Origin of the sequence: Rhodococcoides corynebacterioides NBRC 14404 (assembly GCF_001894765.1) — a bacterium.
GTDB classification, from domain to species: domain Bacteria; phylum Actinomycetota; class Actinomycetes; order Mycobacteriales; family Mycobacteriaceae; genus Rhodococcoides; species Rhodococcoides corynebacterioides.
This window is the reverse complement of sequence record NZ_BCWV01000005.1, coordinates 126,509-141,522: the sequence shown is the minus strand read 5'-3', so window position 1 is coordinate 141,522 and position 15,014 is coordinate 126,509. Positions and strand designations below refer to the sequence as shown.

13 protein-coding genes are annotated in these 15,014 nt (G+C 71.2%); all 13 read right to left on the bottom strand.

The features are described 5' to 3' along the window. Positions 1 to 5: 5 nt before the first annotated feature. The 13 genes from RC2_RS13175 to pyrR all read right to left on the bottom strand — a co-directional run bounded on the left by RC2_RS13175 (position 6) and on the right by pyrR (position 14,953). Positions 6 to 2,030, bottom strand: a complete 2,025-nt coding sequence (locus RC2_RS13175) for a primosomal protein N' (protein WP_174552330.1) — start codon at positions 2,028 to 2,030, stop codon at positions 6 to 8. After that, entirely contained in the window at positions 2,027 to 3,241 is a 1,215-nt protein-coding gene (gene metK / locus RC2_RS13170) for a methionine adenosyltransferase (RefSeq protein WP_068150505.1), read from the bottom strand. The genes RC2_RS13175 and metK overlap by 4 nt, the downstream gene beginning before the upstream one ends. 97 nt (positions 3,242 to 3,338) lie before the next feature. Beyond that, positions 3,339 to 4,670 (bottom strand): bifunctional phosphopantothenoylcysteine decarboxylase/phosphopantothenate--cysteine ligase CoaBC, encoded by a 1,332-nt coding sequence (gene coaBC, locus RC2_RS13165; protein WP_082895627.1) that lies wholly within the window; start codon positions 4,668 to 4,670, stop codon positions 3,339 to 3,341. After that, positions 4,667 to 4,960, bottom strand: coding sequence for a DNA-directed RNA polymerase subunit omega (gene rpoZ / locus RC2_RS13160; RefSeq protein WP_068101049.1), 294 nt, complete (start codon positions 4,958 to 4,960; stop codon positions 4,667 to 4,669). The genes coaBC and rpoZ overlap by 4 nt, the downstream gene beginning before the upstream one ends. Before the next feature lie 51 nt (positions 4,961 to 5,011). Next, complete coding sequence (gene gmk / locus RC2_RS13155; protein ID WP_068150502.1) at positions 5,012 to 5,665, bottom strand: guanylate kinase; 654 nt, start codon at positions 5,663 to 5,665, stop codon at positions 5,012 to 5,014. Positions 5,666 to 5,672: 7 nt separating this feature from the next. Further along, a complete protein-coding gene (mihF, locus tag RC2_RS13150; RefSeq protein ID WP_068101046.1) occupies positions 5,673 to 5,993 on the bottom strand; it encodes an integration host factor, actinobacterial type in 321 nt (106 codons plus the stop codon). Between the two features lie 218 nt (positions 5,994 to 6,211). Continuing rightward, positions 6,212 to 7,051 (bottom strand): orotidine-5'-phosphate decarboxylase, encoded by an 840-nt coding sequence (gene pyrF / locus RC2_RS13145; protein ID WP_068150499.1) that lies wholly within the window; start codon positions 7,049 to 7,051, stop codon positions 6,212 to 6,214. After that, positions 7,048 to 10,458, bottom strand: coding sequence for a carbamoyl-phosphate synthase large subunit (gene carB, locus RC2_RS13140; protein ID WP_068150496.1), 3,411 nt, complete (start codon positions 10,456 to 10,458; stop codon positions 7,048 to 7,050). The genes pyrF and carB overlap by 4 nt, the downstream gene beginning before the upstream one ends. Then, positions 10,458 to 11,612, bottom strand: a complete 1,155-nt coding sequence (gene carA, locus RC2_RS13135; RefSeq protein ID WP_068150493.1) for a glutamine-hydrolyzing carbamoyl-phosphate synthase small subunit — start codon at positions 11,610 to 11,612, stop codon at positions 10,458 to 10,460. Before carA ends, carB begins: the two co-directional genes overlap by 1 nt. After that, the gene (locus RC2_RS13130; RefSeq protein ID WP_068150491.1) at positions 11,609 to 12,139 is read right to left on the bottom strand and encodes a PH-like domain-containing protein; all 531 of its coding nucleotides are present in this window, start codon (positions 12,137 to 12,139) and stop codon (positions 11,609 to 11,611) included. Before RC2_RS13130 ends, carA begins: the two co-directional genes overlap by 4 nt. Beyond that, positions 12,139 to 13,431 (bottom strand): dihydroorotase, encoded by a 1,293-nt coding sequence (locus RC2_RS13125; RefSeq protein WP_072681495.1) that lies wholly within the window; start codon positions 13,429 to 13,431, stop codon positions 12,139 to 12,141. The genes RC2_RS13130 and RC2_RS13125 overlap by 1 nt, the downstream gene beginning before the upstream one ends. Continuing rightward, positions 13,428 to 14,372: an aspartate carbamoyltransferase catalytic subunit gene (locus RC2_RS13120; RefSeq protein ID WP_068150486.1), complete on the bottom strand. Its 945-nt coding sequence runs from the start codon at positions 14,370 to 14,372 to the stop codon at positions 13,428 to 13,430. The genes RC2_RS13125 and RC2_RS13120 overlap by 4 nt, the downstream gene beginning before the upstream one ends. Further along, positions 14,369 to 14,953 carry a bifunctional pyr operon transcriptional regulator/uracil phosphoribosyltransferase PyrR gene (gene pyrR, locus RC2_RS13115; RefSeq protein WP_068150484.1) on the bottom strand — a complete coding sequence of 195 codons (585 nt, stop codon included), beginning with the start codon at positions 14,951 to 14,953 and terminating at the stop codon, positions 14,369 to 14,371. Before pyrR ends, RC2_RS13120 begins: the two co-directional genes overlap by 4 nt. Positions 14,954 to 15,014: the final 61 nt, after the last annotated feature.

Sequence of the window (15,014 nt, the reverse complement as noted above, 5' to 3'; positions counted from 1 at the left end):
GCGCGTCAGCCTATGCGGAGGGGGTCGACCTGGATGCGCAGCGCCGACGTCGTGGCCTTCTTCGCTCCCACCACCGCGCGGGCCTCGGCGAGGGCGCGGGCCAGCGCCGAGCCCGACTGTCGGGGCACCCGCAACAGCACTCGCTCGACGGGCGCGGACGGATCGTCCGCGGTGTCGGCGCCGACCGGCGGGCGCTCCCCCGGCGGAAGATCGACGGGCCCGAGCGTGACGGTCTCCGCGGGCAGTCGTGCGGCGTCGAGCAGCGTCCGCACCGCGTCGGGTGCACCGTCCACGGCGGCCAGATGCACGGCGGGCGGGAATCCGACCTCGGCGCGTTCGGCCAGCTCGGTGGCGGCGTGACCGACCGGGTCCCACCGAATCAGCGCCTGGACGGCGGGCAGGTCGGCTTCGGCGACCACGACCACCTCGCCGCCGTCCGAGGCGGGGATCACGCCGGCCGCCGCGGCCATCCAGCGCCGTACGGTCTGCTCCGCGGCCCGCAGGTCCGCCCGGCCGAGCATCGCCCACCCGTCGAGCAGGAGGGCGGCGCCGTACCCGCCCTCGGCGACGGGTTCGGCGCCCACGGTGGCGACCACGAGAGACGGGCCGGCGGGCACCGACGCCAGCACCGCGGTGCCCCCGGACTGTCGCACCGTGACGCCGCTGAACGCTCGCCCCAGTTCCTCCGCCGTGCGACCGGCACCGATCACCGTCGCGCGCAGGGCCCGTGACCCGCAGGTCGGGCACGAGTACGCCGCGTCCGCAGTGCCGCACCAGCGGCACGTGGGACTGCCGACGCCGTCCGCGCCGGGCGCCGACGGCAATGCCAACGGACCGTGGCACCGCCGACACCGCGCCGGAGTGCGGCACTTCCCGCAGGCCAGCGACGGAACGTAGCCGCGGCGTGGCACCTGGACCAGCACGGGCCGGCCGGCGGCCAGCGCCGTGCGGGCGGCAGCGAAAGCGACCGCGGGCAGTCGTGCGGCGCGGGCGGAGGGGTCGCGCACGAGGGCGTGCTCGCTGTCGGCCAGGGCAGTGATGCGCGGGGCCGCGGCGCGGACGGTGTCCCGCGCGGCGAGCAGATCCTGCGCCCATCCGGACTCGACCAGCGCCTGCGCCTCGGCGGTGCGGGCGAACCCACCCACCACCGCCGCGGTGCCGGTGCGATGAGCACGCAGCAGTGCGACGTCACGGGCATGCGGATAGGGCGCGCGCGGTTCGACCAGCGACTCGTCGCCGTCGTCCCACACCACGACCAGTGCGAGGTCGTGCACGGGCGCGAACACCGCGCTACGCGTACCGACCGCCACCCGCGCCGTGCCGCGAGCGACGGCCAGCCAGCGTCGATAGCGCTCGGCGGGCCCGAGACCGGCGGACAGCACCGACACCGCGGCGGGGTCGAGCACGGACAGACATGCGGCCTCGACCCGGTCGAGGTCGCGTTGATCGGGAACGAGGAGCAGGACGCCGCCGCCTGCGGCGACCGTCGCAGCCGCCAGCTCGGCGAGACGGGCCGGCCAGTCCTCCCCCGGTACGGCCTGCCACACCGCCCGCGCCGCTCGTCGCTCGGCGAGGGCGGCGAGGAACTCCCGGCCGTGGCGGTATCGCACCCAGCCGTCGATCGACACGGTGGGTGCGGCGGACGCGCCGATCGACCGTGCTTGTGCTTCGACGCGGGCATGACGCGGCGGAACCGCCAGGCGCAGCACGTCCGACCGGGTCCCCGCGTAGCGCGCCGCCACGGCCGTCACCAGATCGGTGACCTCCGCGGTGAGCACCACTTCCGGTGAGACCACCTTGTCCAGGAAGCCCAGTTTCCCGGTGTGGTCGGTCGTGTCACGGCGCTCGACCAGGAATCCGTCGACCAGGCGACCGGCGAAGCGCACACGCACCCGGACGCCGGGTTGCGCGGCCTCGTCCCACTCGACCGGGACCACGTAGTCGAAGTCCCGGTCGAGGTGAGCGAGCGCGAGCAGCGGGATCACGCGCGCGATCGGCGCGCGCTCCGCCGGTCGCGCGGTGCCGGTCAGAGCCCCGCGGCCGACCGCAGCTTCTCGGCGCGGTCGGTGTTCTCCCAGGGCAGGTCGATGTCGGTGCGGCCGAAGTGACCGTAGGCCGCCGTGGGCGCGTAGATCGGGCGCAGCAGATCGAGGTCGCGGATGATCGCGCCGGGGCGCAGATCGAACACCTCGGTGATGGCCGACTGGATCTTCGCGGGGTCGACGTTCTCCGAGCCGAAGGTCTCGACGAACAGTCCGACGGGCGCCGCCTTGCCGATCGCGTACGCGACCTGCACCTCGACCCGCTCGGCCAGATCCGCGGCGACGACGTTCTTCGCCACCCAGCGCATCGCGTACGCAGCGCTGCGGTCGACCTTCGACGGGTCCTTGCCCGAGAAGGCGCCGCCGCCGTGCCGGGCCCAGCCGCCGTAGGTGTCGACGATGATCTTGCGGCCGGTCAACCCGGCGTCGCCCATCGGACCGCCGAGGACGAACTTGCCCGTGGGGTTGACCAGCAGGCGCACCGACGACGTGTCGAGAGTGTCGTGGCCGAGATCGGCGACCACGGCGTCGAGCACGTGGGTCCGGATGTCCGGGGTGAGCATGTTCTCGAGATCGATGTCCGCCGCGTGCTGCGTGGAGACCACGACGGTGTCGAGGCGCACCGGACGACCGCCGTCGTACTCGATGGTGACCTGCGTCTTGCCGTCCGGGCGCAGGTAGGGCAGCACCTCGGTCTTGCGCACCTCGGTGAGGCGACGCGAGAGTCGGTGCGCCAACGCGATCGGCAGCGGCATCATCTCGGGCGTGTCCTTGATGGCGTAGCCGAACATCAGGCCCTGGTCCCCGGCGCCCTGACGGTCGATCTCGTCGTCCGTGAGGCCCTCGACACGCGACTCGTACGCGTTGTCGACACCCTGCGCGATCTCCGGCGACTGTGCGCCGATGGCGACGTTCACGCCGCAGGAATTGCCGTCGAAGCCCTTGGCCGACGAGTCGTAGCCGATCTCGAGGACCTTCTCGCGCACGATGTGCGGGATGTCGGCGTAGGCGGTGGTGTTGACCTCACCGGCGACGTGCACCTGGCCGGTGGTCACCAGGGTCTCCACCGCGACCCGCGCCCGGGGGTCCTCGGTGAGAAGCGCGTCGAGAATCGAATCGCTGATGGCGTCACAGATCTTGTCGGGGTGACCCTCCGTGACCGATTCGCTGGTGAAGAGCCGACGTGCGGACGTGCTCACAGATGTTTCCTCTCGTACACGGACAGGGCTACCGCCGACCGGGTACCCCGAATCGGAGGGGACAGCAGGACCGGGCGTCACCGGCCACTCGCACGAATCAGCGCGGGTCGCCGGTGTTCGTACACTCCCCGTCCGCGGTGGAGGGGGTGGAGGGGTCGGCCGCGAGCACGGGCCCGGTCGAGACCGGGGCGAGCAACGGGGTCAACGCATCGAGGACCCGCGAGGCCATGAGCGCCTTCGACCCGTGCGCGAGGGCCGTCTCGGATCCGTCCGTGGACAGGATCCAGCCGTCGTTGCTGTCCATCTCGAACGCCTTCCCCTCGCCGACGGCGTTGACCACGAGGAGGTCGCACTTCTTGCGCGCGAACTTGGCGCGAGCGTGGGTCAGGACGTCGCCGTTCTCGTCACCGGTCTCGGCGGCGAATCCGACGATGGCCGTCCCGGCCGGCAACTCGCCGTCGGCGCGGGCGGTGACCAGGCCCGCCAGGATGTCGTCGTTGCGGGTGAGCGGAACCGTGTCCGGCTCGTCCGCGCCCTTCTTGATCTTGCTGGTGGCGACGGTGGTGGGCCGGAAATCCGCGACGGCGGCCGCCATGACGACGGCATCGGCGTGCCCGGCGGCCTCGCGGACGGCGGTCTGCATGTCCTGTGCGGTCCGGACCGTCACCACGGAGACCGCCGACGGCGGCGCCAGGTCGGTCGTGTAGCCGGAGACCAGGGTGACCCGAGCGCCGCGCTGGGCGGCGACGCGGGCGAGGGCGTAGCCCTGCTTGCCGGAACTGCGGTTGCCGAGGAACCGCACCGGATCGAGCGGTTCGCGGGTGCCGCCCGCCGAGATCACGAGGTGTCGACCCTCGAGCGAGCGAGGCAACGCGTCGGCGCGCTCGGCGAGCAGTTCGGCGATCGCGGCGATCTCGTCGGGCTCGGGAAGCCGACCCGGACCGGTGTCCTTGCCCGTGAGGCGACCCGACGCGGGCTCGATCACGACGGTCCCACGACGACGGAGGGTGGCGACGTTGTCGACGGTCGCGGGGTGCTCCCACATCTCGGTGTGCATCGCGGGGGCGAACACCACCGGGCACCGCGCGGTGAGCAGCGTCGCGGTCAGCAGGTCGTCCGCCCGGCCCGCGGCGACACGCGCCATCAGGTCGGCCGTCGCCGGGGCCACCACCACGAGGTCGGCCTCCTGCCCGAGGCGCACGTGCGGAACCTCGGGCACGTCGGCGAAGACGCCCGTGTGCACGGGGTTACCGGACAGCGCCTCGAACGTGGCACGCCCCACGAACTGCAGGGCGGATTCGGTGGGGACGACGCGAACGTCGTCCCCGGCCTCGGTGAAGTGACGGATCACTCCGCAGGCCTTGTAGGCGGCGATTCCGCCGCCGACACCGACGACGACGCGTCGGCGCTGCGAGGCCAGCGGACTCACTCGCCTTCGACGTGCTCGAGCAGGTCGGCGTGGATCTCGCGGAGCGCGATCGACAACGGCTTCTCCTGCAGACCCGGCTCCACCAGGGGGCCGACGTACTCGAGGATGCCGTCGCCGAGCTGGTTGTAGTAGTCGTTGATCTGACGGGCGCGCTTGGCGGCGTAGATCACCAGGGCGTACTTGGACGACGTGCGGTCGAGCAGTTCGTCGATGGGCGGGTTGGTGATGCCCAGGGGTGTGTCGTACGCGGCGATCTCGGAACGCGACACGCCTGCTACGGGACTACTCACGAAGTGCTCCTGAATGCTTTTCGAACGCTGTGGCCGGAGCGGATGCTCCGACTAGGGACGGCCGTCACCGGGGGCACCATGGCCCTCCGGGTCACCGTCGACCAACAAGGATACCAACTGGGCACTCGCTCGCTCGACATCGTCGTTCACGACGACCGTGTCGAACTCGCCCTGCGCCGCCAGTTCCTCGCGGGCGGTGTCGAGCCGGCGCGCGACCACGTCCGGCGGTTCGGTCCCGCGGCCGGTCAGTCGCGTCACCAGATCGTCCCAGGACGGCGGCGCGAGGAACACGAGCCGGGCCTCGGGCGCAGCGGCCCGCACGGCGCGGGCGCCCTGCAGGTCGACCTCGAGCAACACCGGGTCCCCGGCGGCCAGTGCGCGGCGGACCGGTTCGGCCGGCGTCCCGCTGCGGTGCAGGCCACGATGGATCTCGGCCCACTCGAGCAGTTCACCGGCGTCGATCATGCGGTCGAACTCGGCGGGGGCGACGAAGCGGTAGTCCCGTCCGTCCACCTCGCCGGGCCGGGGCGCCCGGGTGGTGGCCGAGACGCTGAAGAACAGGTCCGGCAACGCCGCGCGCACGCGGGCCACCACGGTGGACTTCCCGACGGCGGAGGGGCCGGCCAGAACTACCAGCCGACCCCTCCCCGGTGCGGTGACGGTGGCACGGTCGGACGCTCGCGCCCGGGTGTCACTGTCGGACACGCGCCTGTCAGGCTTCGAAATCGAACCGAGCGAGCAGCGCCTTGCGCTGACGATCGCCGAGACCGCGGAGACGACGCGTGGGTGCGATCTCCAGTTCGGTCATGATCTCCTGCGCCTTGACCTTGCCCACCTTGGGCAGGGCCTCGAGCAGCGCCGAGACCTTCATCTTGCCGAGGATCTCGTCCTCTTCGGCATCCTTGAGCACCTGCTTCAGGTCGGTGCCGCCGCGCTTGAGGCGCTCCTTGAGCTCTGCCCTGGCACGACGTGCAGCTGCCGCCTTCTCCAGAGCAGCAGCCCGCTGCTCGTCGGTCAACTGGGGAAGGGCCACGGTTCCTCCGTCTCGTCGTATGTGTATCGGTCGGCGTCCGCCATCCGTCCGTGCCGAACGGCGGGTCCGGAACGGTGAGTCCCGGCCGGGGTGCGGCGCGGCGGCGAGGTCGATCGACCGGCGTGCCACCGGTGTCGACCAGCGGCGATAGCGACCGTAGTCGGGCATGCTCGCGATTGCGAACCGGCCCCCCGCCCGTGTCGCGGACGGTGCGTCGGCTATGCGAGGGCCCGTTCGACCTCGTCGCGAACCCGCCGCGCGGCGTCCCGGAGCGCCGTCACGTCCGGCCCGTGCCGCGCGATGTCCCGAGAAGAGTTGGGCAGCAACAGCTTCGACGCGCCGTCGAACAGAGACGGCAGGTCGGCCGCCGCCGCACCCTGAGCGCCCAGGCCGGGGGCCAGGATCGGTCCCGAGAATTCCCGCAGATCGAGACCGTGTCCGCGTGTCGCGCCGACCACCAGGCCCGCGACGGCGTCACCGGCCTCCCGGTTCACCGCGTCCGCGGACGCCACGACGTGCTGGGCCACGGTGGCGCCGGACGCCGTGTGGGCGGTCTGAACCCCTTCGCCCTCGGGATTGGACGTCCGCGCGAGGACGAACAGACCGGCCCCGTGCGCGCTCGCGTGGCGCACGAACGGCTCCAGGGCGCCCGGACCGAGGTACGGCGACACCGTCACGGCGTCCGAGGCCAACGGCGACGCCGGGTCCAGCCAGGCGGCCGCGTACGCGTCCGACGTACTCCCGATGTCACCGCGCTTGGCGTCGGCGATGACGAGGACGCCGGCGGAACGCAGCGCCGCGATCGTGCGTTCGAGTACCGCGTAGCCCGCCGACCCGAAGCGTTCGAAGAAGGCCACCTGCGGCTTGACGACGGCCACCTCGTCCGCGAACGCCGTCACGCACGCCTCGGCGAACTCCGCGAGGCCTGCGGCGGTGTCCTCGAGGCCCCAGGACGCCAGCAGCCCGGCGTGCGGGTCGATGCCCACGCACAGCCGACCTCGGGCGGTGACGGCCGCCTCGAGGCGGGTCCGCCACCGTCCGGTCGCGGTGTCGGTCACGACGAGACTGCCGCCGTCTCGGCCACTCCGGCGGCCGGACCCCGTCCGGCGTTCGAGTAGGCCTCCAGCGTGCTGTGCAGGTCCTGCAGGGACCGAACTCCGATGTCGCCCCGAATGCTCGCCTCGATGCCCTGCACGGCCGCGGCCGCGCCCTGCACCGTGGTGATGCACGGGATGTTCCGGGCGACGGCGGCACTGCGGATCTCGTAACCGTCGACCCGCGGTCCGTTGTTGCCGAACGGGGTGTTGAACACCATGTGCACCTCCCCGGCCTCGATGAGGTCGACCACGGTGCGCTCACCCTCGGCGACGACGTCGGACTGCTTACGCACCACGTCGCTGGCGATGCCGTTGCGGCGCAACATCTCCGCGGTGCCCTCGGTGGCGAGGATGCGGAAACCGAGGTCCGCGAGCCGCTTGATCGGGAACACCATCGAGCGCTTGTCGCGATTGGCGATGGACACGAAGATCGAGCCGGACAGCGGCAGCGAACCGTAGGCGGCCGTCTGCGACTTGGCGAAGGCGGTGCCGAAGTCGGCGTCGATGCCCATGACCTCGCCGGTGGACTTCATCTCCGGACTGAGCAGCGATTCGACGCTGCTGCCGTCCGCCTTGCGAAAGCGGTTGAACGGCAGCACGGCCTCCTTCACCGCCACCGGGGCGTCGAACGCGGCGTGTCCGCCGTCGCCCTCCGCCGGGAGCACACCGTCGGCCCGCAGTTCGGCGATGGTGGCGCCGAGGGCGATCCGCGCGGCGGCCTTCGCGAGCGGCACCGCCGTCGCCTTGGACACGAACGGCACCGTGCGCGACGCGCGGGGGTTGGCCTCGAGCACGTACAGCACGTCGTCCTTGAGGGCGTACTGCACGTTGAGCAGGCCGCGCACGCCGATGCCGCGGGCGAGCGCCTCGGTGGACCGCCGCACCGCGTCGATGTCGGTGCGGCCGAGGGTGATCGGCGGGAGGGCGCACGCGGAGTCGCCGGAGTGGATCCCCGCCTCCTCGATGTGTTCCATGACCCCGCCAAGGTAGACCTCGGTGCCGTCGCACAGCGCGTCGACGTCGATCTCGATCGCGTCCTCGAGGAACCGGTCCACGAGCACCGGATGCTCGGGCGTCAGTTCCGTCGAGCGGGAGATGTAGTCGTCCAGCGACGCCTCGTCGTAGACGATCTCCATGCCGCGCCCGCCGAGGACGTACGACGGCCGGACGAGGACCGGGTAGCCGATCTCGCCGGCGATGCGCTTGGCTCCGTCGAAGGTGGTCGCGGTGCCGAACTTCGGCGCCGGGAGGCCGGCGGCCACGAGGACCTCGCCGAACTCCTTGCGGTCCTCGGCGAGGTCGATGGCCTCGGGCGAGGTGCCGACGATGGGCACTCCGGCGTCCTGGAGTCGCTGCGCCAGGCCCAGCGGGGTCTGACCGCCGAGCTGGCACAGCACCCCCACCACGCCGGGGCCGCCGCGGCCGGATTCCTTCTCGGCCAGGTAGACCTCGAGCACGTCCTCGAACGTCAGCGGCTCGAAGTAGAGGCGATCGGCGGTGTCGTAGTCCGTCGACACGGTCTCGGGGTTGCAGTTGACCATGACGGTCTCGTACCCCGCCGCGGACAGCGTGGTGGCCGCGTGGACGCAGGAGTAGTCGAACTCGATGCCCTGCCCGATGCGGTTGGGACCCGATCCGAGGATGAGCACCTTGCCGCGCTCGGTCTGCGGAGCGACCTCGGTCTCCGCGCCGGGATCGAGCTCGTAGGACGAGTAGTGGTACGGCGTCTTGGCCTCGAACTCGGCGGCGCAGGTGTCGACCGTCTTGAACACCGGCCGCACGCCGAGCCGGTGGCGCAGCGAGCGCACCCCGTCCTCGCCGGCGAGTTCAGGCCGCAGAGCCGCGATCTGCCGGTCGGAGAGACCGGCATGCTTCGCACGCCGCAACAGGTCCTCGTCGATCACCGGGGCATCGACCAGACGGGCCCGCAGGTCGACCAGTCCGGCGATCTCGTCGACGAACCAGGGGTCGACGCCGGACGCGGCGGCGACCTGGTCGACGGTGCCGCCCAGACGCAGGGCGAGCTCGACGTCGTAGATCCGGCCTTCGGTGGCGACCTTCAGGTCCGCGAGCACGGCGTCGAGGTCGCGGGCACGCTCACCGGCCAGGACCTCGTCGGACACCGTCCAGAAGCCGGTGGCCTTGGTCTCGAGCGACCGGAGCACCTTGCCCAGCGCCTCGGTGAAGTTGCGGCCGAGGGCCATCGCCTCGCCGACCGACTTCATGGTCGTGGTCAGCGTGCCGTCGGCGCCGGGGAACTTCTCGAACGCGAACCGCGGGGCCTTGACCACCACGTAGTCGAGCGTGGGCTCGAAGCAGGCGGGGGTCTCGCGGGTGATGTCGTTGACGATCTCGTCCAGCGAGTAGCCGACGGCGAGCTTGGCCGCGATCTTCGCGATCGGGAAGCCCGTCGCCTTCGAGGCCAGTGCGCTCGACCGGGACACGCGTGGGTTCATCTCGATGACGATCAGACGGCCGTCCGCCGGGTCGATCGCGAACTGGATGTTGCAGCCGCCCGTGTCCACGCCGACCTCGCGCAGGATCGCGATGCCGAGGTCGCGCATGGTCTGGTACTCGCGGTCGGTGAGCGTCATCGCCGGCGCCACCGTCATCGAGTCACCGGTGTGCACACCCATGGGGTCGACGTTCTCGATCGAGCAGACGATCACCACGTTGTCGCGGTTGTCGCGCATCAGCTCGAGCTCGTACTCCTTCCATCCGTAGATGGACTCCTCGATGAGCACGTTGGCCGACGGCGAGGCGTCGAGTCCGCCGCCGGCGAGCCGGTCGAGATCCTCGTACGTGTACGCCATGCCGGAGCCCAGTCCGCCCATGGTGAAGCTCGGGCGGATGACCACCGGCAGACCGAGCTCGGCCACCGTGTCGTGGACCTCGTCCATCGTGTAACAGACACGCGAGCGGGCGCTCTCGCCGCCGACCTTCGCCACGATGTCCTTGAACTTCTGACGGTCCTCGCCGCGCTGGATGGCGTCGAAGTCCGCACCGATGAGTTCGACGTCGTGCTTGGCCAGGATGCCCTGCTCGTGCAGCGCGACCGCGCAGTTGAGCGCGGTCTGACCGCCGAGGGTCGCCAGCACGGCATCGATGGGATGGCCGGCCGCGGCCTCCTTCTCGATGACCTTCTCCACGAACGACGCCGTGATCGGCTCGACGTAGGTGGAGTCCGCGAACTCGGGGTCGGTCATGATCGTGGCGGGGTTGGAGTTGACCAGGCTGACGCGCAGGCCCTCCTCGCGCAGGACGCGGCAGGCCTGGGTGCCGGAGTAGTCGAACTCGCAGGCCTGTCCGATGACGATCGGCCCGGAGCCGATGACCAGGATGTGCTTCAGGTCGGTACGCCGTGGCATTACTTGCCGACTTTCTTGTCGAGGAGGGTCAGGAACCGGTCGAAGAGGTACTCGGCGTCGTGCGGACCCGCGGCCGCCTCCGGGTGGTACTGCACCGAGAAGGCCGAATCGTCCAGCAGGCGGACACCTTCCACCACACCGTCGTTCGCGCAGGTGTGGCTGACGACGGCGCGGCCGAAGGGAGTGTCGAACTCCTCCCCCGCCTCGCCCTCGAGCGCGAAACCGTGGTTCTGCGACGTGATCGCGATGCGCCCCGTGTCGTGCTCGATCACCGGGATGTTCAGTCCGCGGTGGCCGAACTTCATCTTGTAGGTCCCGCGGCCGAGCGCACGCCCGAGAATCTGGTTTCCGAAGCAGATCCCGAACATCGGCGTCCCGTCGCCGAGGACCTCCTCGGTCAGGCGGACCACCGAATCGGCGGTCGCCGGATCACCGGGGCCGTTGGAGAGGAAGAAACCGTCGGCACCGAGGTCGCGCACCTGGTCGATGGTGGCGTTCGCCGGAACCACGTGGACGCGGATACCGCGCCGCGCGAACATGCGCGGGGTGTTGGACTTGATGCCGAGGTCCACCGCCACGACGGAGTACCGGGCCTCGCCCTCGGGCTCGACGACGTAGCCCGACGTGGTGCTGACCTCGCCGGCCAGGTCCGCTCCGGCCATCGACGGCTGGGATCGCACCCGCTCGACGAGGGTGTCGACGTCGGCGAGCGCGTCGCCGGAGAAGATGCCCGCCTTCATCGACCCGCGCGTGCGCAGGTGACGGACCACGGCACGCGTGTCGATCTCGGCGATGCCGACGACGTCCTGTCGACGCATCTCGTCGTCGAGCGTGCCGGTCGCGCGCCAGCTCGAGGCGCGACGGCTCGCGTCGCGGATGGCGAACCCGGCCACCCACATGCGGGCGTCGTCCGCGGACCCGTCGGGGCCGACGGACTCGTCGTCCTCGCCGTTCCAACCCGTGTTGCCCACCTGCGGTGCGGTGGCGACCACGATCTGACGGTGGTAGCTGGGGTCGGTCAACGTCTCCTGGTAGCCGGTCATGCCGGTGCAGAACACGGCCTCGCCGAGGGTCTGTCCCACGGCGCCGTACGCGGCTCCGCGGAAGACCCGCCCGTCCTCGAGGACCAGTGCCGCGGCGTCGGGCTTGCTCACGCCGTCTCCTTCTCGTCGGTATCGCCCGGACCGTCGTCCGGTGTGGTGTCGTGGCGGTCCACCCAGGCGGGGTAGACCGATTTGTCGTCGGCTCGGAAGCCGGTGTCGATCTCGGTGCCGGTCGGCAGTTCCCACCGGATCACGAGCAGTCCGTCGCGGGTCATGACCTTTCCCGCCAGTCCCCGTTCGGTGCGGATCGCCCGCAGGGACTCGGTGGGCGCGAACACGGCGGACTCCCCCGTGCGCTCGAGGAGAATGCCGGCCTCGTAGCGGGTCAGGGTGCCGGTGGCGCGATGCCCGAGGTCCCCGACTGCGATGCGGTTCTGCCAGCTCGGTGCGATGGTCGAGCCCACGTAGAGACCCGTGCACGGCGGGACGAGCACGGCCCCGAGGTCGGCGGGCACGGCCGGCAGCTCACCGATCACGTCCTGCTGACGTCGTTGCCGGTTGCGCCAACCCCACAGGATCAGCGCGATCATCGCCAACCAGAAGAGCAGGAAGGCCAGGACGAGCAGTACTCGATCCATCAGGACACCTCACTCGTCGTGCGTCGGTGCGTCACGCGACCGCGCAGCACCGTGGTGGTCACGACCGCCGGCAGCTCCAGCGCATCGAACGGAGTGTTGGCGGACAGCGAGGCGAGCTCCTCCGCGGCGACCGTCCAGCGCGTGTCCGGATCGACGACGGTCACCGTCCCCGGCTCGCCGACGGCGATCGGACGGCCCTGATCGGTCAGCCCGACGATCTCCGCGGGCCGTTCGCTCATCACCCGGGCGACTCCGCGCCAGTCCAGCAGGCCCGTCTCGACCATCGAGGCGACGACCACGGACAGCGCGGTCTCGAGTCCGAGCATCCCCGGGCGAGCCTGCGAGAACTCGCAACACTTGTCCTGCTCCGCGTGCGGCGCGTGGTCGGTGGCCACGCAGTCCACGACACCCGACGCCAGGGCCTCGCGCAGCGCGGCGACGTCGGAGGCCTCGCGCAGCGGCGGGTTCACCCGGTTGACGGCGTCGTAGGTCTCGAGCCGGGAGTCGTCGAGGAAGAGATGGTGCGGGGTGACCTCGGCGGTGATGGCGATGCCCTGCTTCTTCGCCCAGTCCAGCAGCTGCACCGTCCCCGCGGTGGAGGCGTGGCAGATGTGCACGCGAGCACCCGCGTCGCGGGCCAGGATCGCGTCCCGCGCGACGATGGCCTCCTCCGCGGAGCGGGGCCACCCCGCCAGACCCAACCGAGCGGCGGTCGGGCCCTCGTGGGCCACGGCGTTCTCGGTGAGACGCGGTTCCTCCGCATGCTGCGCGATCACGACGCCGAGCCCGGCGGCGTACTCCAGCGCACGCCGCATCAGAAGCGGATCGGCCACGCAGTGACCGTCGTCGCTGAAGAGTCGCACTCCCGCGTCGCCGGCGTGCATCGTGCCCATCTCGGCGAGTGCGGCGCCCTTCAACCCCACCGTGACCGCGCCCACCGGGTGGATGTCGACCAGCCCGACCTCGCGACCGCGACGCCACACGTGGTCCGTCACCACCACCGAATCGGCGACCGGCGAGGTGTTGGCCATGGCGAAGATCGCGGTGTATCCCCCACGCGCCGCCGCGGCCGACCCCGTCTCGATGGTCTCGGTGTCCTCCCGGCCGGGCTCGCGAACGTGGGTGTGCAGATCGACGAAGCCGGGCAGCAGGACCGCTCCCCCGCCGTCGACCACCTCGGCCGACGGCGCGTCCACGTCCGCCTCGATCCGCGTGATGATCCCGTCCTCGATCAGGACGTCCACCGGCTCGCCCTCACCGTACGGACGCACTCGGTGCAGCAACACGCTCACCGCGTCTCCTCCGATCCGATGAGGAGACGGAACAGGACGGCCATGCGCACGTGTACTCCATTCTGAACCTGTTGCAGGACAGCGGTTTCGGGAGCGTCGGCAACGGAGAAGCCGATCTCCATGCCGCGCAGCATCGGACCGGGGTGCAGCACCACCGCGTGCTCGGGAAGCAACTCGAACCGGCGCTGGTTCAGCCCGTATCCGATCGAGTACTCCCGCGCGGACGGGAAGAACCCGCCGTTCATCCGCTCGGCCTGCACCCGGAGCATCATGACCGCGTCCAGTGCCGGCAACTCCGCGTCCAGAGACGACGCCACCGTCACCGGCCAGGTCTCGATGCCGACCGGAAGCAGGGTGCGAGGTGCGATGACCACCACCTCCGCCCCGAGGGTCGCCAGCAACGTGGCGTTCGACCGGGCGACACGGCTGTGCAGGACGTCGCCGACGATCGCGATGCGACGGCCCTCGATGTCACCGAGGCGCTGACGCAGCGTCAGGGCGTCGAGCAGCGCCTGGGTCGGATGTTCGTGCGTACCGTCTCCGGCGTTGATCACCGCGGGTCCCGTGCCGTCGGCGTTCGCCGTCCAGTCGGCGATCCGGTGCGCCGCCCCCGACGCCGGGTGGCGGACCACCAGGGCGTCGGCCCCCGCGGCGCGCAAGGTCAACGCGGTGTCCCGCAGCGATTCGCCCTTGGACGCCGAGGAACTCGAGGCGCTGACGTTGATGACGTCGGCGCTCATCCACTTGCCGGCAACCTCGAAGGACACCCGCGTGCGGGTGGAGTTCTCGTAGAAGACCGTCATGACGGTCTTGCCGCGCAGAGTCGGCAACTTCTTGACGTCCCGACCGAGCAGAGCCTGCTCGAAGCGCTCGGCCTCGTCGAGGATCGCGGTGGCCTCGACGCGGCTCAGGGCGGCCGTGGTCAACAGATGCCGGCTCATCGGACGTCCTCCCCGGCGGACCGGAGCTCGACGCCGTCCCGGCCGTCGTGCTCGACCAGCAGCACCGACACGTCCTCGGACCGCGCCGTCGGCACGTTCTTGCCGACGTAGTCCGCACGGAGCGGCAGCTCGCGATGGCCGCGGTCGACCAGAACCGCCAGCTGGACCGCGCGGGGCCGCCCCAGGTCGCGCAGCGCGTCGAGCGCGGCACGGACCGAGCGGCCGGAGAACAGCACGTCGTCCACCAGAACCACGAGGGCGCCGTCGACGCCCGTGTCCGGCATCGAGGTCCGCTCGAGCGCGCGGTGCGGCTTGGTGCGCAGGTCGTCTCGGTAGAGCGTGATGTCCAGCGACCCCACGGGCGGCCGGGTGCCGGCGAACTCCTCGATGCGGTCGGCGAGGCGCTGGGCGAGCGTCGCCCCCCGCGTCGGAATGCCGATGAGGATCAGCGGCGGCGCGCCGTCGGACCCGACGGCGGTCTTCTCGATGATCTGATGCGCCATGCGGGCGACGGTCCGGCCGACGTCGGCAGCGGACAGCAGCTCGCGGCTGTGGTGGGAAACGTTCTCGTCGTCGGACACGAGAAACGGGACCTCCTTCTCCGCCTCACGGGACGGATCGTTAAAGGATGTCGAACGAGCA